Annotated in this window: 15 protein-coding genes; 5 read left to right on the top strand and 10 right to left on the bottom strand. The window is 48.8% G+C overall.

Annotated features, from left to right (window positions below):
- Positions 1-1,551, bottom strand: coding sequence for a methylmalonyl-CoA mutase (locus KVT36_RS19820; RefSeq protein WP_217605196.1), 1,551 nt, complete (start codon positions 1,549-1,551; stop codon positions 1-3).
- Positions 1,552-1,721: 170 nt separating this feature from the next.
- On the opposite strand from KVT36_RS19820, the gene KVT36_RS19815 reads away from it, so the two are divergent.
- Entirely contained in the window at positions 1,722-2,597 is an 876-nt protein-coding gene (locus tag KVT36_RS19815; protein WP_217605195.1) for a M23 family metallopeptidase, read from the top strand.
- Between the two features lie 17 nt (positions 2,598-2,614).
- On the opposite strand, the gene KVT36_RS19810 is transcribed toward KVT36_RS19815, so the two are convergent.
- From KVT36_RS19810 to KVT36_RS19795, 4 genes are all read right to left on the bottom strand, one after another.
- Positions 2,615-3,136 carry a hypothetical protein gene (locus KVT36_RS19810; protein ID WP_202909281.1) on the bottom strand — a complete coding sequence of 174 codons (522 nt, stop codon included), beginning with the start codon at positions 3,134-3,136 and terminating at the stop codon, positions 2,615-2,617.
- A 153-nt stretch (positions 3,137-3,289) separates the two neighbouring features.
- The gene (locus KVT36_RS19805) at positions 3,290-4,429 is read right to left on the bottom strand and encodes a pyridoxal phosphate-dependent aminotransferase (protein WP_217605194.1); all 1,140 of its coding nucleotides are present in this window, start codon (positions 4,427-4,429) and stop codon (positions 3,290-3,292) included.
- A gap of 207 nt (positions 4,430-4,636) precedes the next feature.
- A complete protein-coding gene (locus KVT36_RS19800; protein ID WP_254640105.1) occupies positions 4,637-5,350 on the bottom strand; it encodes a DUF4397 domain-containing protein in 714 nt (237 codons plus the stop codon).
- 70 nt (positions 5,351-5,420) lie between these two features.
- Positions 5,421-6,671: a serine hydrolase gene (locus KVT36_RS19795; RefSeq protein WP_217605192.1), complete on the bottom strand. Its 1,251-nt coding sequence runs from the start codon at positions 6,669-6,671 to the stop codon at positions 5,421-5,423.
- A gap of 122 nt (positions 6,672-6,793) precedes the next feature.
- On the opposite strand from KVT36_RS19795, the gene secDF reads away from it, so the two are divergent.
- The 4 genes from secDF to KVT36_RS19775 all read left to right on the top strand — a co-directional run bounded on the left by secDF (position 6,794) and on the right by KVT36_RS19775 (position 12,493).
- Positions 6,794-9,991, top strand: coding sequence for a protein translocase subunit SecDF (gene secDF / locus KVT36_RS19790; protein WP_217605191.1), 3,198 nt, complete (start codon positions 6,794-6,796; stop codon positions 9,989-9,991).
- 158 nt (positions 9,992-10,149) lie between these two features.
- Complete coding sequence (locus KVT36_RS19785) at positions 10,150-11,181, top strand: sensor histidine kinase (protein WP_217605190.1); 1,032 nt, start codon at positions 10,150-10,152, stop codon at positions 11,179-11,181.
- A gap of 7 nt (positions 11,182-11,188) precedes the next feature.
- Positions 11,189-11,956, top strand: coding sequence for a LytTR family DNA-binding domain-containing protein (locus KVT36_RS19780; RefSeq protein WP_217605189.1), 768 nt, complete (start codon positions 11,189-11,191; stop codon positions 11,954-11,956).
- 120 nt (positions 11,957-12,076) lie between these two features.
- Positions 12,077-12,493: a hypothetical protein gene (locus tag KVT36_RS19775; protein WP_217605188.1), complete on the top strand. Its 417-nt coding sequence runs from the start codon at positions 12,077-12,079 to the stop codon at positions 12,491-12,493.
- An 82-nt stretch (positions 12,494-12,575) separates the two neighbouring features.
- On the opposite strand, the gene KVT36_RS19770 is transcribed toward KVT36_RS19775, so the two are convergent.
- The 5 genes from KVT36_RS19770 to KVT36_RS19750 form a co-directional block, all read right to left on the bottom strand.
- A complete protein-coding gene (locus KVT36_RS19770; protein WP_217605187.1) occupies positions 12,576-13,682 on the bottom strand; it encodes a glycoside hydrolase family 5 protein in 1,107 nt (368 codons plus the stop codon).
- A 61-nt stretch (positions 13,683-13,743) separates the two neighbouring features.
- A complete protein-coding gene (locus KVT36_RS19765; protein WP_217605186.1) occupies positions 13,744-16,638 on the bottom strand; it encodes a DEAD/DEAH box helicase in 2,895 nt (964 codons plus the stop codon).
- 57 nt (positions 16,639-16,695) lie between these two features.
- Positions 16,696-17,283: a dephospho-CoA kinase gene (gene coaE / locus KVT36_RS19760; RefSeq protein WP_217605185.1), complete on the bottom strand. Its 588-nt coding sequence runs from the start codon at positions 17,281-17,283 to the stop codon at positions 16,696-16,698.
- A gap of 182 nt (positions 17,284-17,465) precedes the next feature.
- On the bottom strand, positions 17,466-17,807 hold the full coding sequence (gene yajC, locus KVT36_RS19755) for a preprotein translocase subunit YajC (RefSeq protein ID WP_089915757.1): 342 nt from the start codon (positions 17,805-17,807) through the stop codon (positions 17,466-17,468).
- Between the two features lie 51 nt (positions 17,808-17,858).
- Positions 17,859-18,308, bottom strand: a complete 450-nt coding sequence (locus tag KVT36_RS19750; RefSeq protein WP_217605184.1) for a DUF1573 domain-containing protein — start codon at positions 18,306-18,308, stop codon at positions 17,859-17,861.
- Between the last annotated feature and the right edge of the window lie 92 nt (positions 18,309-18,400).

The raw sequence follows: 18,400 nt of genomic DNA, 5'->3' as shown, positions 1-18,400 counted from the left end.
TTAGTTCCCCCGGTACTCTCCCCACACCTTTCTCAGCGTATCCGCAATCTCTCCCAGGGTGCAGTAGTTCTCCACCGCCGTTACTACCAGCGGCATCAGGTTATCGCTGCTGCGGGCTGTGGTTTCCAGTTGTTGCAGCAAAAGCTGTACCTGTCCGTTATCCCGTTTGGCACGCAGGGCAGCCAGGCGGTCGCTCTGCACTTTGCGGATGCTGTCGTCTATCCGGAATATCTCCGGCGAGCCGGTATCCTCCATGGTGAACTTATTCATCCCCACAATCACCTTTTCGCCCCTTTCTATCTGCTGCTGGTACAGGTAGGCGCTGCGGGCAATTTCTTCCTGCACAAAACCCTGTTCTATGGCGCTTACGGCGCCGCCCATAGCATCTATCTTCCCCATCAGCTCCCAGGCGCGGGTTTCCATTTCATTGGTCAGCGCTTCCACGTAATACGATCCGGCCAGCGGGTCCACGGTATCAGCTATGCCGCTTTCATAACCTATGATCTGTTGGGTGCGCAGCGCAATACGAGCCGCTTCTTCAGTGGGCAGGGAAAGGGCTTCGTCAAAACCATTGGTATGCAGGGATTGGGTGCCGCCCAGTGTGGCCGCCAGTGTTTGCACGGCTACCCGTACAATATTATTATGCGGCTGCTGCGCAGTTAAGGTGCTGCCCCCGGTTTGGGTATGGAAGCGCAGCATTTGCGCCTTGGGATCTGTTGCGCCCAGTGACTGGGTAATGTTGGCCCACATACGGCGGGCTGCCCGGAACTTGGCCACCTCCTCAAACAAATGGTTGTGCGCATTAAAAAAGAAGGAGAGGCGCTGGGCAAACACATTTATATCCAGCCCCTTATCCAGGGCAGCCTTCAGATAGGCCTTGCCGTTAGAGAGGGTAAAGGCCAGCTCCTGCACAGCATTGGCGCCGGCCTCCCGGATATGGTATCCGCTGATGGAAATGGTGTTCCATTTGGGCACCTCTTTACTGCAATAGGCAAAAATATCAGTGATCAGCCGCATAGAAGGCTGGGGCGGATAAATAAAAGTACCCCTGGCGGCATACTCTTTGAGTATATCATTCTGTATGGTGCCGGATATTTTCTTCAGGTCAGCGCCCTGCTTTTTTGCCAGGGCTATATAGAGCGCTAATAAGATGAAACCGGTGGCATTGATGGTCATGGAGGTGGAGATCTGTTCCAGCGTAATGTCTTTGAACAAACGCTCCATGTCTTCCAGGGAATCAATCGCCACACCTACTTTACCTACTTCGCCTTCCGCCATCGGGTGATCGGAATCGTATCCTATCTGGGTAGGCAGGTCAAAGGCCACGCTTAAACCCATAACGCCTTGTTGCAGGAGATAATGATATCTTTGGTTGGATGCTTCTGCGGTGCTGAAACCTGCGTACTGCCGCATGGTCCAGAGCTTATCGCGGTACATGGAGGCGTGTATGCCGCGGGTGAAAGGGAACTGTCCCGGTAATTCCTGCATAGCTACCGGTTGCGTATATACCGGTTGTATGGTGATACCGGCATCTGTAACGTGTTTTTCCATAAACAATGTTACATAATTTTGCTGATGTGCTGACAGGTCAAATACATCGGCAATTGCTTCATACCTTTGTCAGCACATAAGCTATTGGCACATTAGCACATTATATTTATATGTTCATTTACGGAATCCTGTCACTTAGTCTGGCATTAGCGTTATTAAGCTTGTATTTCATGTTTAGGGCCACCGGAAAACCCTTCCGCTATGGCTGGTCCCAGGGGTTGCTGGCACTATCCCTTGGTTTGTTCATTTACCTGTATGGCACCTGGGTGTACCTGACGGTACATGCCAAATATGTGTTTGGTGTGCTGCTGTTATTATGCCTGTTATCCGCACTGGTACGCAGCAAAAAACCAAATGCCAGGCCGCCGCAGCCCTGGAAAAGGGCCATGTCTTTATTATGGGTAGGCATTCTGGGCTTTTTATGTATCACCTATTTCACCGGCACCACCGGCTTAAAACAAAAGCGGGTAGAGCTGGCCTTTCCGCTGAAAACAGGCCGCTATTTTGTATTGCAGGGAGGTAAAGGCCTGCCTACCAACCTATTCCACTTCAGCCTGCGGGGCGCCATTTATGCAATGGACATCGTGAAGCTCAACAGCTGGGGCGGCCGCGCCAACAAAGTGTTCAGCAGCCGGCTGGAAGACTATGAAATATTCAACGACACCATTTATGCGCCCTGCAGCGGCCGTGTGCTGCGGGCCTACAGCGATAACCCGGATAACATTCCACCCAACATGGACCGCGGTCCGCAAAATACCAACCAGGTACTGCTGGAAACTGATTCCAGCTACATTTTCCTGGCGCATATGAAAAAAGGCAGCGTAGTGGTACATGAAAATGAATGGGTGCAGCAGGGGCAGGCGCTGGGCTGCGTAGGTAATTCCGGTTTCAGCTCTGAACCGCACCTGCATATTCAGGCACATGCCAAAACTAACAAGGATACGCCCTGGTACATGGGCGAGCCCTTATATATTTCTTTTAACGGAAGAGGATACCTGTTGTATGAAGTGATACGCCCGAAACGGGTGCATATGGTGAAACGATAGGAAAGTGTAATTGAAAATTATCTCATAATTTTCTTCGCTTCCCCGTTCAATATCTGGCTGGCCAGCTCTGAAGGCGATTCTCCGGCCTGCAGGAAAGCTTCCAGTATAGGGCGGTTCAGCTCTTTTGCCGGCGCATCGGCCGGTAACTGGGCAGAGATCTGGTTAATGAGCGTAATGGTTTGCTCTTTTAATGTTTTCACGGTTTCCCAGGCAGCAGGTGATACATAGATCTGCTGGGAAATGTTATGATCAAATTCAGCTTTAATAGTTTGTATCAGTGCTATCTGCATATCTACCACCGTCATTTCCTGCATATACAGGCGGCTGATGAGGCTTTGCGGGTTAATACGCTCTACCAGCAATACCAGGCGCTCATAGGCCTGTAACTGTAAAGGCAGTACGGCAGCGCTGGCGCCCGGGTTAGGGGCTGCTGCCGGTTCATCCTTCTTAGGTTTGATCAGGTCTTTGATGGTCATATAGATCAGCGCAATAGCGCCAATGGTAATTACAATATACAGCAACGTTTGAGTAGAAGGCATGTAGCAGCAATAATTTTCACGCAAATATATATAATTAATTTGCAAATGTGCAAATAGGCAGGTCTGCAATGAAATAGCTCAAATGATGGGCTCATATTACTACATCAGCACATTAGATCCATCTGCACATTTGCATATCTGCACATCCTCACATTATTTTAGCTTCCCCAATCCATCCGCCATCCTTTTCACCCCTTCTGCCAGCTTTTCCATGCTGTTGGCATAGGAGATACGGATACATCCCGGCTGCTGGAAGGCAGCGCCGGTTACTACAGATACATGGGATTTATGCAGAAGATACATGCAGAGATCATCCGCATTCTTCACGGAAGTTCCGTCATAAGAAGTGCCAAAAAAGGCGCTTACATCCGGGAACATATAAAAAGCGCCTTCCGGCTCAATTACTTTCAGGCCGGGAATTTCAGACAGGGCTTTGTAAATGAATGCACGCCTTTCCTTAAACTTTGCTACCATAGCCATAGCAGATGTCAGCTCGCCGGTAAGGGCGGTAATGGCCGCCCGCTGGGTAATAGAGCAGGTAGCAGAGGTGAACTGGCTCTGGATCTTATCCGCAGCCTTAGCTACGGCAGGGGGTGCGGCCAGGTAACCCAGGCGCCAGCCCGTCATGGCAAAACCTTTACTTAAACCATTAATGATAATGGTGCGGTCCTTCAGGTCGCCGAACTGCGCTATGCTTTCATGTTGGCCTACATAGTTAATGTATTCATAGATCTCATCGGCAATAATGAATACCTCCGGGTGCCGGGCAAATACTTCGGCCAGTGCCGCCAGTTCTGCCTTGGAATACACCGCCCCGGTAGGGTTGCAGGGGCTGGAGAACATAAACAGCCTGGTGGCAGGCGTAATAGCGGCTTCCAGCTGCTCCGGCGTGATCTTATATTTATTCTCAATGCTGCAGGGCACAAATTTTATTACGCCCTGGCAAAGTTTTACCAGTTCTGAATAGGTAACCCAGTAGGGGGTAGGAATGATCACTTCATCACCCGGGTCTACAATGCTCAGTACTGCATTGGCAATACTTTGTTTAGCGCCGGTAGATACCACGATCTGCTCCGGCGTATATTCAAGTCCGTTATCCCTTTTTAATTTGTGTACCACGGCCTGGCGCAGGTCCGCATAACCGGCTACCGGTGTGTAGTGGGTAAAACCTTCGTCAATAGCCTTTTTAGCTGCATCCCTGATATGTACAGGGGTTTCAAAATCCGGTTCGCCTATGCTCAGGTCTACAATGTCTATGCCCTGTGCTTTAAGCTCACGGCTCAATTTTGCCATCTTAATGGTCTCAGGCTCGGATATCCGGGATAATCTTTCTGCGAGTTGTGTCATAGAATAAATGATGGATTGACCTCGACAAACCTACAGCAAAAAAGTGAAAGCAGCACAATATTAGTGGAAGGGCATAAATGAAAATGGGCCGAACATTTGTTCAGCCCATTGTTGCCATCAATTAAATTTGTCTATAGTAGTTGCAATGCTGTATTAGCTATGCTGTATGATACCTACGCTCAGCTTGCGTGCATCGGTAGGCGCATTTTTTTCGCCCTTCAGGTAAATAGTGTAGGGGTAACCTACGCTTAAGGGTACGTTATCTTTCTGTGCAATTACAGAATCCTTACCAGGTGCTTTTACTTTAATTGATACGTTACCGCTGCCGGTAGCATCTGTAGTGGTAAAGGCACTGTAAAAACCGCCCTGGCCTGCGTAGTTCACATTGCTGGTCAGCTTAGTGTCGTTAATGTACAGGTCTACCGGGCCTATGCTGGGGCTCAGGTTATAAAAACGGTAATTCACTTTAGAGGTGCTGGTAGCAGTGTAGTCATCAATAACACGCGTCAGCTTGGCGCCGGTAGTAGCGTCTCCATGCAGTATCAGGGTATAGCTTTGCAAGGAATCATACAGGTTGGTATTTTCTACTATCGTGCTGTCTGCACCACTTTTCTTGAAAGTAAATACGTGCGGGCCTCCCACGGTACTGTAAGGTGCAACAAAATCAAAAGCCAGCGCTGTTGAATTCAGTTTAGTGCCATTGTCCAATACGTCCAGGGTTAAGCTGGTGCTATAAGCGCCAATGAACCAGAAGTAGGCTTGCGGCCGTTGCGGCTGCACAGGGTCTGATTTTAAACAGGCGGTAAATCCGGTTACGGTCACAACGAGGGCGGCTATTGCCCATAAACGATACTTTTTAGTCCTCATCACACTGATTGTTTTTATTGATTTTTAAGTGTTAGCAGTTTATGATTGATAATGTACGAATGTGCTCGTTTTAATATTTATAACGCGAAAGATCCGGCAGGTATTTTCTTTTCCGTTGTAGTTCATGCTGATAAAGTACCTGGCCTAAAGCCTCCATAAATGGTTTTCCTGTTTTGTTAAACTGGTAGTTACTGCCAATGATGCCGTCTTTATTTACATATACCGTGGCTGCCACCATAAATTCTACCTGGTGGGAAAAGTCCGCAATATAGGCTACATCTGTTAAATATCCATAAGCCCATCCTGGTTTGTTGAATATACGGATGTAGGGTGGTATTTGCAGCCGCCGGTCGCCGCCATACAACAGGAACTTTACTTTGGCCGGGTAAAACTCCGTGGAATCATAAGCCGGGTAGGCTGTTTCCGTTGGGTACTGCGACATGCAGCGGTACAAAAACCGGTAATCATCTTCCGTTAAACGGAAACGGCGGCTTTTTGTTACAGACTCCGGAAAAATTAAGCTCCTCAGGATCATATGTACATCCGGCAGGGAAAGGCGGTTCCTTTTGGAAAAGTTCATGGGCCGGGGCACCAGCACTTTATTACGGTCATAAAAGGCCCTGCCCGCACTGTCATGCCGGGGGCTAAAGGCCAGCTGGCTGTACTGGTCCGGCTGCCGGTACACCTCCTGCCCCTCGTGTATAAAGTGCATGGCATTGGTATGCCGGTTACTGTCGGGGGGCAGAAACCCCACGCCTGTGCGCGTACGCAGCTGCACACAGGGGTACCCCATCTGCCACAGGCGCTCATTCATGGCCTCCATGCCCACAAACTCATACAGGCGGTTAAAGGCGTCATTATCACTTACCAGGAATATCTTTTTAATATAATGGGCAATGCTGGCCTGGCCATTGGCGGAAGTATGATCCTCGTACACCGCCGGGCTTACACCGGGTAGGCTGTCTATATACATAGGCGTGTTGCGGTCCAGGCCGGGAATATGCAGATCATTCAGCTTTTCCAGGGCCAGCGCCGCCCCGGGCAGTTTTACAGTGGAGGCAGGGTAAAAATACCGTCCGGTATCAACATGGTAGTAAAAATCCCGGAAATGGGGGCGGTTATGGGCGTCCCGGTCTATCCGGGTGTAAATGATCTGCAACTGAAAGCTGTCCGGGTACGCAAATACCGGTCCCAGCCGCTGCGCATTCGCCTGTAAAAGGGTATCTAAAAAATTATCTGTTGCAGGATAATGGCGGGTTTGCATATATTTGTCAGTGTTGCAGGCAGCCAGGATCATTAAAAGGATACAGAAACAACGCATAGCTCAACAGATTGGATCTACAAAAAAATAGCACGAAAGGCCCATGCTGGACATGACTTTAATATATCAATTTAAATTCTATCTTTGCAACTCTTAAAAAAAATTTATAAACCCGAAAGAATATGCAACTAAAGGGACTGGTTAGAATTTTTGCGGCGGCGCTGATCCTTATATCGCTGTACCAATTGTCCTTTACGTTCGTGGTGCGCAACTATGAGAAGAAAATAGTGGAGCAGGCCAAGAACGATGTGACCAAACAATATCCTACACCTGAACAGAAATATCCGGGTAGCAAAGAGCAACAGGCTTTTTACCAGGATAGCCTGAACGACCAGATCAAATTGCGGAGGCAAGAGATTTTAGACAGCGTGGGTAACAAACAGATCGTAGGGTTTCCTTTGTACGTGACTTATAACAAAGCCAAAGACAGGGAATTGAATCTGGGTCTGGACCTGCAGGGTGGTATGAACGTGGTGCTGGATGTAAGCGTGGAAGATGTGATCCGTTCCCTGAGCGGTCACTCCAAGGATCCTGCTTTTAATAAAGCCCTGGAACTGGCCCATCAGCGTAAGAAAGCCAGCCAGTCTGATTTCGTATCCCTCTTCGGTACTGCATATGAAGAAGTACAGCCCAGCGGACGCCTGGCCACCATCTTCGCCAATGCCTACGAAAAAGATCTTACTTTCAACTCTACCAACCAGCAGGTGCTGAACGTGATCCGTCGCGAGGCCAATGCTGCTATCAAGAATACTTACCTGGTACTGCAAAAACGTATCGATAAGTTCGGGGTATCACAGCCTAACATCAGCCTGGATGAAAATAAAGGTATTATCTCCGTGGAACTGGCGGGGGTTGACAACCCTGACCGTGTAAGAAGATACTTACAGGCCAGCGCCAACCTGGAATTCCGCGAAACTTATAAGAACAACCAGGAATTTGTAGTAGGTGTGCTGCAGCCGGTTAACGATGCGCTGAAAGCTGCCCTGGGCGGTAAGAACGCAGCTGATACCACTGCTGCTAAAACCGATTCTGCCTTACTGGCATCCAGCGATACCGTAAAAGGCGCTGCCACTAAAGATACCACCAAAACCGCCAGCCTGGATAGCTACCTGGCTAAAGACAGTAGCGGTAAAGGTAAAAAAGCTGATTCTGCCCAGACGCAGGCACAGCTGGAACGCGACTTTGCTAAAACCAACCCGCTGTTCTCTGTAATGCGTCCTTATATTTCCCAGGACGGACAGATAGTACCCGGCCCCATAGTAGGTATGATCCTGCCTAAGGATACTGCTACCTTCCGCCGTTACCTGCAAATGCCCGGCGTAAAGAACCTGGTTCCCAAAGACCTGGTATTTGTATACGGACAGGAAAATAAAACAGACCGCAATGGCGCCATGGAAGTATATGCGCTGAAAGTGAACCCTGCTAACCCTGCACCCCCGGTAAGTGGCGAAAGGGTAGTGGATGCACGCCAGGATTTTGACCAGAACGGCAGTCCTGAGATCAGCATGACCATGGATAACACCGGCGCACGCGACTGGAAAAAGCTGACCGGCCAGCTGGCCCCTACCAACCCGGACGACCGCTCTACCTTTAACTATGTAGCCATTGTACTGGATGGTATTGTATATTCCGCTCCTTCTATCCTGGGTGAAATTGCCGGTGGCCGTTCATCCATTACCGGTAGCTTTACCGTGGAAGAAGCAAAGGATATGGCCAATATCCTGAAATCCGGTAAAATGCCGGCTCCTGCACAGATTGTACAGGAACAGATCGTAGGACCTACCCTGGGTGCAGAGTCTATCGCAGCAGGCGCTAAATCCTTCATCATCTCCTTTATTATTATATTCACCCTCATGCTGGTGTACTATAACACCGGTGGCTGGGTTGCCAATATTGCCCTGATCCTGAACCTGCTGTTCACCGTAGGTATCCTGGCTTCCCTGGGCGCTACACTCACTATGCCTGGTATTGCCGGTCTGGTACTTACCATTGGTATGGCAGTGGATACGAACGTAATTATCTTTGAAAGGATAAAAGATGAGCTGAGCCGCGGTAAAACCTATCAGCAGGCGGTGGAAGACGGTTACAAACGTTCTTACGCGCCGATCCTGGATGGTCACATCACCTCTTTGCTCACCGCTATCATCCTGTTATATTTCGGCCTGGGCCCGGTACTGGGTTTTGCTACCACACAGATCATCGGTCTGTTGCTGTCCCTGTTCTGCGGTATCCTGGTATCACGTATTGTAACCGACTGGTGGACTAACAAGAAAAGACATTTTGAATATTTCACCCCCGTTTCCCGCAAGATCTTTAAACATGCGAACTTTGACTTTGTAGGCAAAAGAAAGTATGCATACATGATCTCTGCAGTGGTAATGGTAATGGGTGTTGCCTCCTTCTTCCATGGTTTCCGCCACGGTATCGACTTTTCCGGTGGCCGCAGCTTTACTGTCCGTTTTGATAAATCTGTGAATGAAGCAGAGGTACGCGAAGACCTGCAGAAAGTATTTGGTGCAGAGCCTTATGTGAAAACCATCGGCGGCAGCAATAACCAGCTGAGCATCACTACTTCTTATAAAATAGAAGAACAAAGCCTGGCTGTTGATAAGGAAGTAACAGAAAAACTGTTCCAGGGCCTGAAAAAATACTACGATGCCGGTATAACATATGAAGCGTTTAGCTCTAACCGTTATATAGTAGGCTCACAAACCGTATCGCCCACCATTTCGGACGATCTGCGTGCCGGCGCTATCAAGGCCACGGTGCTGTCGCTGGTAGTGATATTCCTGTACATACTGCTGCGCTTTAGTAAGTGGCAGTACTCTATCGGTACTATCTTCTCCCTGCTGCATGACGTGTTGGTGACCTTAGCAGTATTCTCTTTCTTTAAAGATATTGTACCCTTTACACTGGAAATAGACCAGCACTTTATTGCAGCTATCCTGACGGTGATCGGCTTCTCCATGAACGATACGGTGATCGTATTTGACCGTATCCGCGAGTACTTCCGTGAAAAGAAAGGCGGCGACCGCAATACCATCATTAACCGCGCTATCAATGATACATTGAGCCGTACGGTAATGACCTCCCTCACGGTGTTCCTGACCATCCTGATCCTGTTTATCTTTGGTGGTGAAGTAACCCGCGGTTTTGCCTTTGCTATGCTGATCGGTGTGATCACCGGTACTTACTCCTCTATCTTTGTAGCTGCTCCTGTACTGGTTGACTTTGACCATAAGAACGAGCTGGCAAATGAAAGCGACGTAGTACCCACTACTAACAAAAAAGTAGCTGCACCCGCAGAAGCAAAAAAATAAGAATTCAGCTTGAATGTTTGATACAAGAGGTCCGGGCTAGTACCGGACCTTTTCTTTTGCGCCAGGGACTGTGGGCGGCGGTGAAATTCACCAGCACAAAAAGACGTTTCGCCGGCCCGGCAAGCAACAATCTGCCCGTTTTTCCGCATTTTTGAAAAATGAAACTGGCCGTTGAAAAAAAGATCGTATTCTATAGCGCCCTGCTGGTAACCTTACTGGTAAACCTGCCTAAGATCCTGCAGGCGCGCAACGGCAGCTGGATCAGTCAATTCACCACCTTTAACCCCTGGGAGTTCAGCTTCCAGTTTGCCTGGACCTTCCTGTTCTGCTGGCTGGTATTTGAGCTGAACCTGCACTGGTTTCCCAAACTGCGCAAAAATAAGCTGGCCAATACCTACGCCATTTACCCCTTCTGGAACTTTCTGCTGCTTATGATCTTCTGCATTATAGGCATAGCTATACAACGGCGCTTGTCGGTAGATACCAATCATTTGCCGGTACGGTTTTTCCGCGCTACTTACCTGGCCCGGCTGGCGCTATGTATGGTGGTGGAAATGCTGGTGATCCGGATCATATACCTGCTGCGCCAGGCACAGGCCAGGGAGCTGGAAACAGAACAGATCAAAAGCCGTTACCTGCGTTCAGAGCTGGAGCTGATGAAACAGCAGCTGAACCCGCATTTCTTTTTTAACTCGCTCAGCACCCTTTCCGGCATTGTAAGGGAAAACCCGGTGAAAGCGCAGCAGTTCATCGGGCACCTGTCCCGTACCTTCCGGAACCTGTTGCAGGAGCAGCAGCAGTTGATCCCTTTAAAAGATGAATTGCAGCACCTGCACTCTTTTACCGAACTATTAAAAATGCGTTTTGAAGATGGTATTGTAATTACGGTAGATGTGCCGGCACAATATCATCAGCAGCTGTTACCGCATTTATCTTTACAGCTGCTTATAGAAAATGCAGCCAAACATAACCGCGCCCTGGCTGCGCAACCATTACAGGTGCAGGTTTATGTGGAGGGGGATGAGCTGTGCGTAAAGAATAACCTGCAACCGGTACACTTCCCGCAATCCGGCGCAGGCCTGGGTTTGGCCAACCTGGATGAACGTTTTAAGATCCTGCTGAAAAAAGAGATCAGTATTATACGAACAGCAGATAGTTTCCTGGTGAAGCTGCCGCTTACTAATAACTAACAGCACAATGAATATCCTTATCATCGAAGACGAACCTGTTACCGCACGCAACCTGCAACGCATGCTGCAGGACATTGACCCCGCTATTAACATAACCGCCATTTTACCCGGCGTAGCGGCATCTGTAAGCTGGCTGCAGCAAAACAGCAACGCGTGTAACCTCATCTTCATGGATATACGCCTGGCAGATGGTTTATCTTTCGGGATCTTTGAGAAAACGAAAGTAGAGCAGCCCGTGATCTTTGTAACAGCATATAATGATTATGCACTGCAGGCCTTTAAATCCAATGGCATTGATTATGTGCTTAAACCCTATGAAATGGAGGAGATTAGCCGTGCCCTGCAAAAATACCGTAAGCTTACCGGCGGACATTTGAACGCCGGTGCACAGGAGCAAATGGTACGGCTGTTAAAAAGTATGCAGGAGCAGCCGGTATACAAACAATCCTTTTTAGTGCATTTCCGGGAAAAGATGCTGTCACTGGAAGCCGCGCAGATAGCCTGGTTTTACACCGCCAACGAAATAGTGCAGGCCTGCACACTGGAACATAAACAATACACCATTGACTTTACCCTGGAGCAGCTGCAGCAGCAGCTGGACCCGCATATTTTCTTCCGCGCCAACCGCCAGTTTATTGTACAGCGCAAAGCCATACAGGAAGTAGATTTCTTTTTCAATGGACGCCTGCTGGTAAAAACTACCCCCGAAGCTGCGGAAAAGATCCTCATCAGCAAAGCCCGTGTACCTGCTTTTAAGGCATGGATGAATGCCTGATAGCCGCTTCCCCATTCTTAGCCGCAAGTTCACCCGCTGATTCTGCTGTTTCACCCTCCCTTTTACAACCCGGCGCCCGGCAGGCCATCCAATTACCTTATAACACAAAAGCAAGAACATATGAAAAGAACACTATTCTTATTGCAAGCAGCCTTACTGGCCTGTTGTTTTGCCCTGGCGCCTGCCGCATTGCTGGCCCAGGATGGTATGAAACAAAGCACGCCTGAAAAACGTGCACAAATGCAAACAGATTATTTAAAAAAACAGCTGCAGCTGGATGATGCGCAAACACAAAAGATAGGCGCCATTAACCTGAAGTACGCCCTGCAAATGGATCCCGTGCTAAAAGGCAATGGCGGCAAATTATCCAAACTGCGTACAGTCAAAAAGATCAACTCGCAGAAAGAGGCTGAATACCGCGAGGTGCTTAGTAAAGAGCAGTTTGAAAAGTACCAGGAAGTGAAAGAAGAAATGAAAGATAAGATGAAGGAAAAAAGGCAGGAGAGAAAAGAAAAAGGCGCTGACGGTCTTCAATAGTAACAGGTATAGGTTTAAATAGAAATGCAGCGGTGTAAGGCCGCTGCATTTCTATTTATATAGATACTAAATCCATTTTATCTTACTTCGTCAACGCCTTCAACAACGATTTATCCGCCTCTCCATCATCCCCTATAATACCAAAGCTGTTGCTTTTGTAATCCCAGTTGCTCCAGGCAATGTTGTTCTGCTCCAGTACTTTGCGCAGGTCCTTATACCAGTTCAGGCGGTCTTTGCGCGGTACGGTGTTCAGGCAGCCCCATTCCCCGCAGTATAGCGGCAGCTTCAGGCGTTTGGATAGTTTGATGGCCGGTTGCAGCTGCGCCTGCATGGTATCGCGGTTATACACTTTTTCCCCGCCGTATAACAGGTTGCTGATAGTGGCCGGCAGGGCATTCATTTCTTTTTGGGTGATGGTAGCGCCCGGGTAATGCACCGGCCCGTCATAGTCGCGGATCCTGGTCCATTTGGCCATATGGTGTGTAAGCACAAACGGGTTATAAAAGTGAAAGCTGAGAATAATATTAGGATCGTTTTCAGGTACTTTTAACTGCGGGAAAGTGGTGGTGGATTGCCAGCGGTTACTGCCGATCACGATCATACGTTTGGGCTCTTTAGCGCGTATAAGCGCTACACCGCGCGCCAGCAGCTCGTTCCATTGATCTGCACTGTCGGCCACCGGCTCATTCAGCAGCTCGTAGGCCAGCATGGATACGGGGTATTTTTTCAGCTCATCACTCAGCTGGCTCCAGCATGCCAGAAAACGTTCCTGCGCCTTCGGCTGCGTCCACAGCGGTTTTTCACGGGCGTCAAAATAATGGCTGCGTAAAATGTGCAGGTCCACTACTGCGTTCAGGTGGTGCAGGTAACACCATTGCATGGCCTGGTGCAGCAGTTCAAAAGCCTCTTTGTTCTTGGTATTATCTTCTGACCAGAGTTGTTCTTCATCTACCGGCAGGCGTATGTGGTCAAAACCATGATCTTTAATAAAGGTCACATCCTTTTCAGTAAAAAAGGCAGCCCGGTCTTTGCCTCGTAAGCGGCTTTGGGATAACCAGTGGCTGATGTTGGTGCCTCGCTGCAGCACTAATTTGCCGTTATTTGCTTTATCCTGTGCCCATAAAGCATTAGGAAACAGCACGTTGGCAGTCAGTAGCGTGATGTATAGTATTACTTTCCTTGGGAACATAGGACAAATTTGGCAAATATCAGACCATTATTGTGGATTTTCTCCCCAAGTTATATTAAAATTAACTAAATAAGAAGGCTACATCCTCCTCGCTTAGCTTTTTCATAAACCCGGTTTCCTCGCTGATCAGGTCATCTGCAATCATCTTTTTACGTTGCTGCAGGGCCAATATTTTTTCTTCCACAGTATCCTTACAGATCATTTTGTAGGCAAATACTTTATTCTGCTGGCCAATACGGTGTGTACGGTCAATGGCCTGCTGCTCTGCGGCCGGGTTCCACCAGGGATCTACCAGATACACATAGTCTGCGGCCGTAAGCGTAAGGCCTACACCGCCGGCTTTAAGGCTGATGAGGAATACGCGCTGGCTTTCATCCTGCTGGAACTGTGCTACCAGCTGCTGGCGGTTTTCGGCCTTGGTGCTGCCATCCAGGTACAGGAAGGGGATAGCCTGGGTTTCCATGGCTTGTGATATCAGCTGCAGCATGCCGGTGAACTGGGAAAATACCAGCACCTTATGCGTGCCGGTGTTTTCAACAATTTCCCGCATCAGCTCATCCAGTTTTACAGAGCTGGTAATTCCGCCGGCCTGCTCCGGCACCAGCTGCGGGGCATTACAGATCTGCCGCAGGCGGGTTAAGCCTTCCAGGATGTAAATAGCGCTGGCAGCCACCCCTTCTTCCTTAATGCGGCTCATCAGCTTTTCTTTGAACAGGGCTTTCACCTGGTTATATACCTGCCGCTGTTCATCCCCCATTTCACACCACATTATGATCTCTGTTTTATCCGGCAGGTCTTTGGCAATCTGTTCTTTGGTGCGGCGTAACAGGAAGGGGTAGATGAGCTTACGCAGATCGGCCGCTTTGCTGCCGTCGGAAAATTTATCGATCGGTAAGGCAAATTCTGTTCTGAAAAAATTCTGGTTGCCAAGCAGGCCCGGGTTGGCAAAGTTCATTTGCGCGTACAGGTCCATGGTATTATTCTGGATGGGCGTACCGCTCAGTATCAGGCGGTTGCGGCATTGCAGCACCTGTAAGGCGCGCGTGGTTTGCGAGGTAGGATTTTTGATCACCTGGCTTTCATCCAGCACCACATAGCCAAATACGTATTTGGAAAAAGTATCCATATCGCCGCGCACAGTGCCGTAGCTGGTAATAATAAGCTGCTGCTGGCGCCACTGCGCTTCATCAAACGTACGGTTGGCGCCGTGGTAAATGGCATACTTTAAACCAGGCGCAAACTTTTGCAGCTCATGTTCCCAGTTATAGATCAGCGAGGTAGGACATACCACCAGGTGGGTTTCACCGGGATATTTGGCGCACAGGTGCTGTAAAAAGGTAATGGTCTGCAGGGTTTTGCCCAAACCCATATCATCTGCCAGGCAGCCGCCCCAGCGCATTTCATCCAAAAGGCACATCCATTCAAAACCGGCTTTCTGGTAATCACGCAGCTGCGCCTGCACTTCAGCCGGTACGGGAAAATGCTGCTGTTGCAGGCGTTCCCATTTCTGTTTAATACTTTCCTGCGCAGTAACAGGCGTTTCCAGTATTTCCTGCAGCACGGTAAAGTGCAGGTTAGAGAGGCGCAGCTGGTCTTTCTGCAGCTGCCCCAGTTTCCATAACAGGTCATATTTATGCTGCCAGTCGTCCGGAATAATGCCTATGGTGCCGTCTTTCAGCAGCAGGTGCGGTTGCCGGTGCAGCAGGGCTTTTTGTATATCTGCCAGGGCTACGGGCTGGTCGCCGTAGTGTACTTTCACTTCCAGGTCAAACCAGTCTTTATTACTGCCCAACCAGCGTATATCCATTACCGGTATATGGGTATTGTAGCGGAAATGTTTTAGCTCGTCCATGCCATACACGCCAATGTTACGGTCCATTAGCTTGCGGTAACATTTCACCAGCCACTGGCTTTTTTCTGCCTCTGCAAAGGGCAGGTAAAAATAGCCGTTGTTCTGCTGGGAAAAGCGGGCATGCAGGCCCCTTACAAAAGCGGTAACCTCTTTTTCCGCCTCCGGGTGCCGTTTAATTTCATACTGCACATCGCCCTCTGTGATCCATACCACTGGATCTTTGGCTGCGGCGTCCAGCGTAAAGCGGTCGTACTGCCATTGAATACGCAGCATCAGGAAGCTGTTATTCAGCTCACTAAGCCATATATTGCATTGCGGCGGTACATCCACTTCCTCTTTCTGTAACAGGATGTTTTTGTTAACCGGGTAGCGGGCTTCCAGCGCCGGCAGCGTATGCTGCAGGAAAGGGCCTTCCTGCCCGCGCGGAACTTCCATAAAACCCTGTTTGAACTGTTCCAGTGTTTGCCCGTCTGCCGGTGGCAGTATAAACAGCTCGCCACGGCTGCGCAGTAAAAAACCATATTGCTCAAACTCAGAAAGGGGGTACGACTGCCCGTTCACCGTTACAAATGCCAGCAGCCGCAGCGCGCCGCTATTGGTGCGCACCAGCTCAAACGACAGTAAAGGATTATAGTTATTAACGGCTACCGGCCGTATCTTTTTTTCAAGGGAGTGTTCCACCACCTGGCAGTACCAGGGCAGGAGAGGGGCCAGGGGCCGTAATTGCTGCAGGGTATGATACAGGTATTGCAGCATGCCTTCCTGTATATATTGCTGTAAGGTTTGCTCTTTCACCGGGTTGGCCAGGAACTTATCTTTAAGCTGCAGCTCCCTGTGCACCATGGCTTCCTGTGTGCAGGGCAGCAGCAGGTGCTGCACGCCGGGGGGTAGTTTATTGAAAATGGCCAGTGATTTTTTGTCCTGCAGCGGCATGCGCTGGCATTTGCGCTCTTCCTGCACGGTTTTCAGCAGGCCTGCGCTGATCTTTACGGCCGGGCTAACATCGTTATCCAGCTCCAGCAACAGCACCGGTGTAACCGTTTGTTTGCCGGCGCCCTCTGTAATAATAATGGTTTTTCCTGTAGGATCTTTTTTCTCAGCCATATCTGTTCAGTACTTCACGTTTAAATGTTTGAGTTGCTAACTGCTAAAAGCTAACCGCTAACAGCTAGCCAACAGCTCCTCATGCAATTTCAGCACCTGCGGTATTACCATCTGCTGTTCATCGTTATAGATCACGTAATCGCATAAACGCATTTTAATGGTTTCATCCATTTGTTTATGCATACGGGCAAAAACTTCATTGCGGCTAACCTTATCCCGCTGCATTACACGTAAAATACGCAAAGGCTGCGGGGCAGATACGCCGATGATCTTATCCAGGTAATGAAAAGATTCCGATTCAAACAGCAGGGCTGCTTCTTTCAGCACATAGGGCGATTTTTGCCGAAGGGACCATTGCTCAGAATCACGGATGGTAGCCGGATGTACCAGGGAATTCAGCAGCTGCAGTTTTTCCTGGTCGTTGAAAACAATGTTGCCCAGGCGTTTACGGTCCAGCTGCCCGTTGCTGTCATACACATCCGCGCCAAAATGCTGCTGCACCTGGGCTTTCAGTTCCGGGTCACGGTTCATAATATCTTTGGCAGCCGTATCCGCATAATATACGGGAATGCCCAGCAGCTCAAAGATTTTTGCCACCGTGCTTTTGCCGGAACCAATACCGCCTGTTATGCCGATCTTTAACATCCGGGCAAGTTAGGGGTAAAATAGGAAAATAAGAAAATACGCGCTGCCGTAAAAGGCCTAAAAACAAAAGATCCTGTTCCGCAGCCGGAACAGGATCCCTTATAATGATTTGCATAAATTAAAAACAGATCACAACAATGTTGTCAGTCAGTCATTAATACACACTTCTCACATCCAATCTCTTACTTCTTTTCCTCTGCAGGTTTGTTATGCGCAGTAGTGTACTCCATACTAACAGCAGAACGCTCAATGGTAAAGAAAGTGCCGGGACTTACTTCCATCTGGATAGTATTGTTATCGTTGATCTTCTTTATTTTACCATGTATACCGGCAATGGTTACAATCTTATCACCTTCGCGTAATCCTTCGCCAAATTGTTTCTGTAATTTGGCTTTTTTAGTTTGCGGACGGATCATAAATAGCCACATTACCACTATCATACCCGCAAAGAACAGTAAAGACACCATGGGAGAGCCGCCACCCTGGCCGCCCTGCGGTGATGCCATCAACAAAATGTTCAGCATGTTGTTCATGTTGTAAATCGTATTATTTGTTTAGTAGTTTAATTGCATTCATTAATTCTTCACAATCGTACACTGGATCTTGGGACCTTGTATAAAAGGAGGATTGGTATTTGCTTTTATACTGATCTCTTTTTCGGTATATCCTTCTTTTCCATGACTATCAAATACCACCTTCAGGTAGCCGCTTTGACCGGGTTTTACCGGTTCCTTAGGCCATTCCGGTACCGTACAGCCGCAGCTGGATATGGCATCCTGGATCACCAGGTCCTCTTTACCGGTATTGGTGAATTTAAACGCATATTCCACCTTTTCGCCCTGTGTGATCTGGCCAAAGTTATGCACGGTTTGCTCAAAGGTCATTTCTGCAGTCCCGGCTTTAATACTGTCGGGAGCAGCAGATACATTGGCAGCCGTTTGCCCGTCCGCTTCTTTGGAAGCCTTTGACTGGCAGGCGGTGAACAGTACACCGGCACTGATAAGGATATAGAACAGTTGTTTCATGATCTGTATTTGAGCTGAAAGCCTAAAGCTAAAAGCAAAAAGTGTTGAATACTATACCCTCCCTTTGTGCTTTATGCTTTCCGCTTTTCGCT

It is taken from the genome of Chitinophaga sp. GbtcB8 (assembly GCF_019091455.1).
Taxonomy (GTDB): domain Bacteria; phylum Bacteroidota; class Bacteroidia; order Chitinophagales; family Chitinophagaceae; genus Chitinophaga.
Note: the sequence above shows the minus strand (reverse complement) of the source record. Positions and strands in the feature narration are given on the sequence as shown.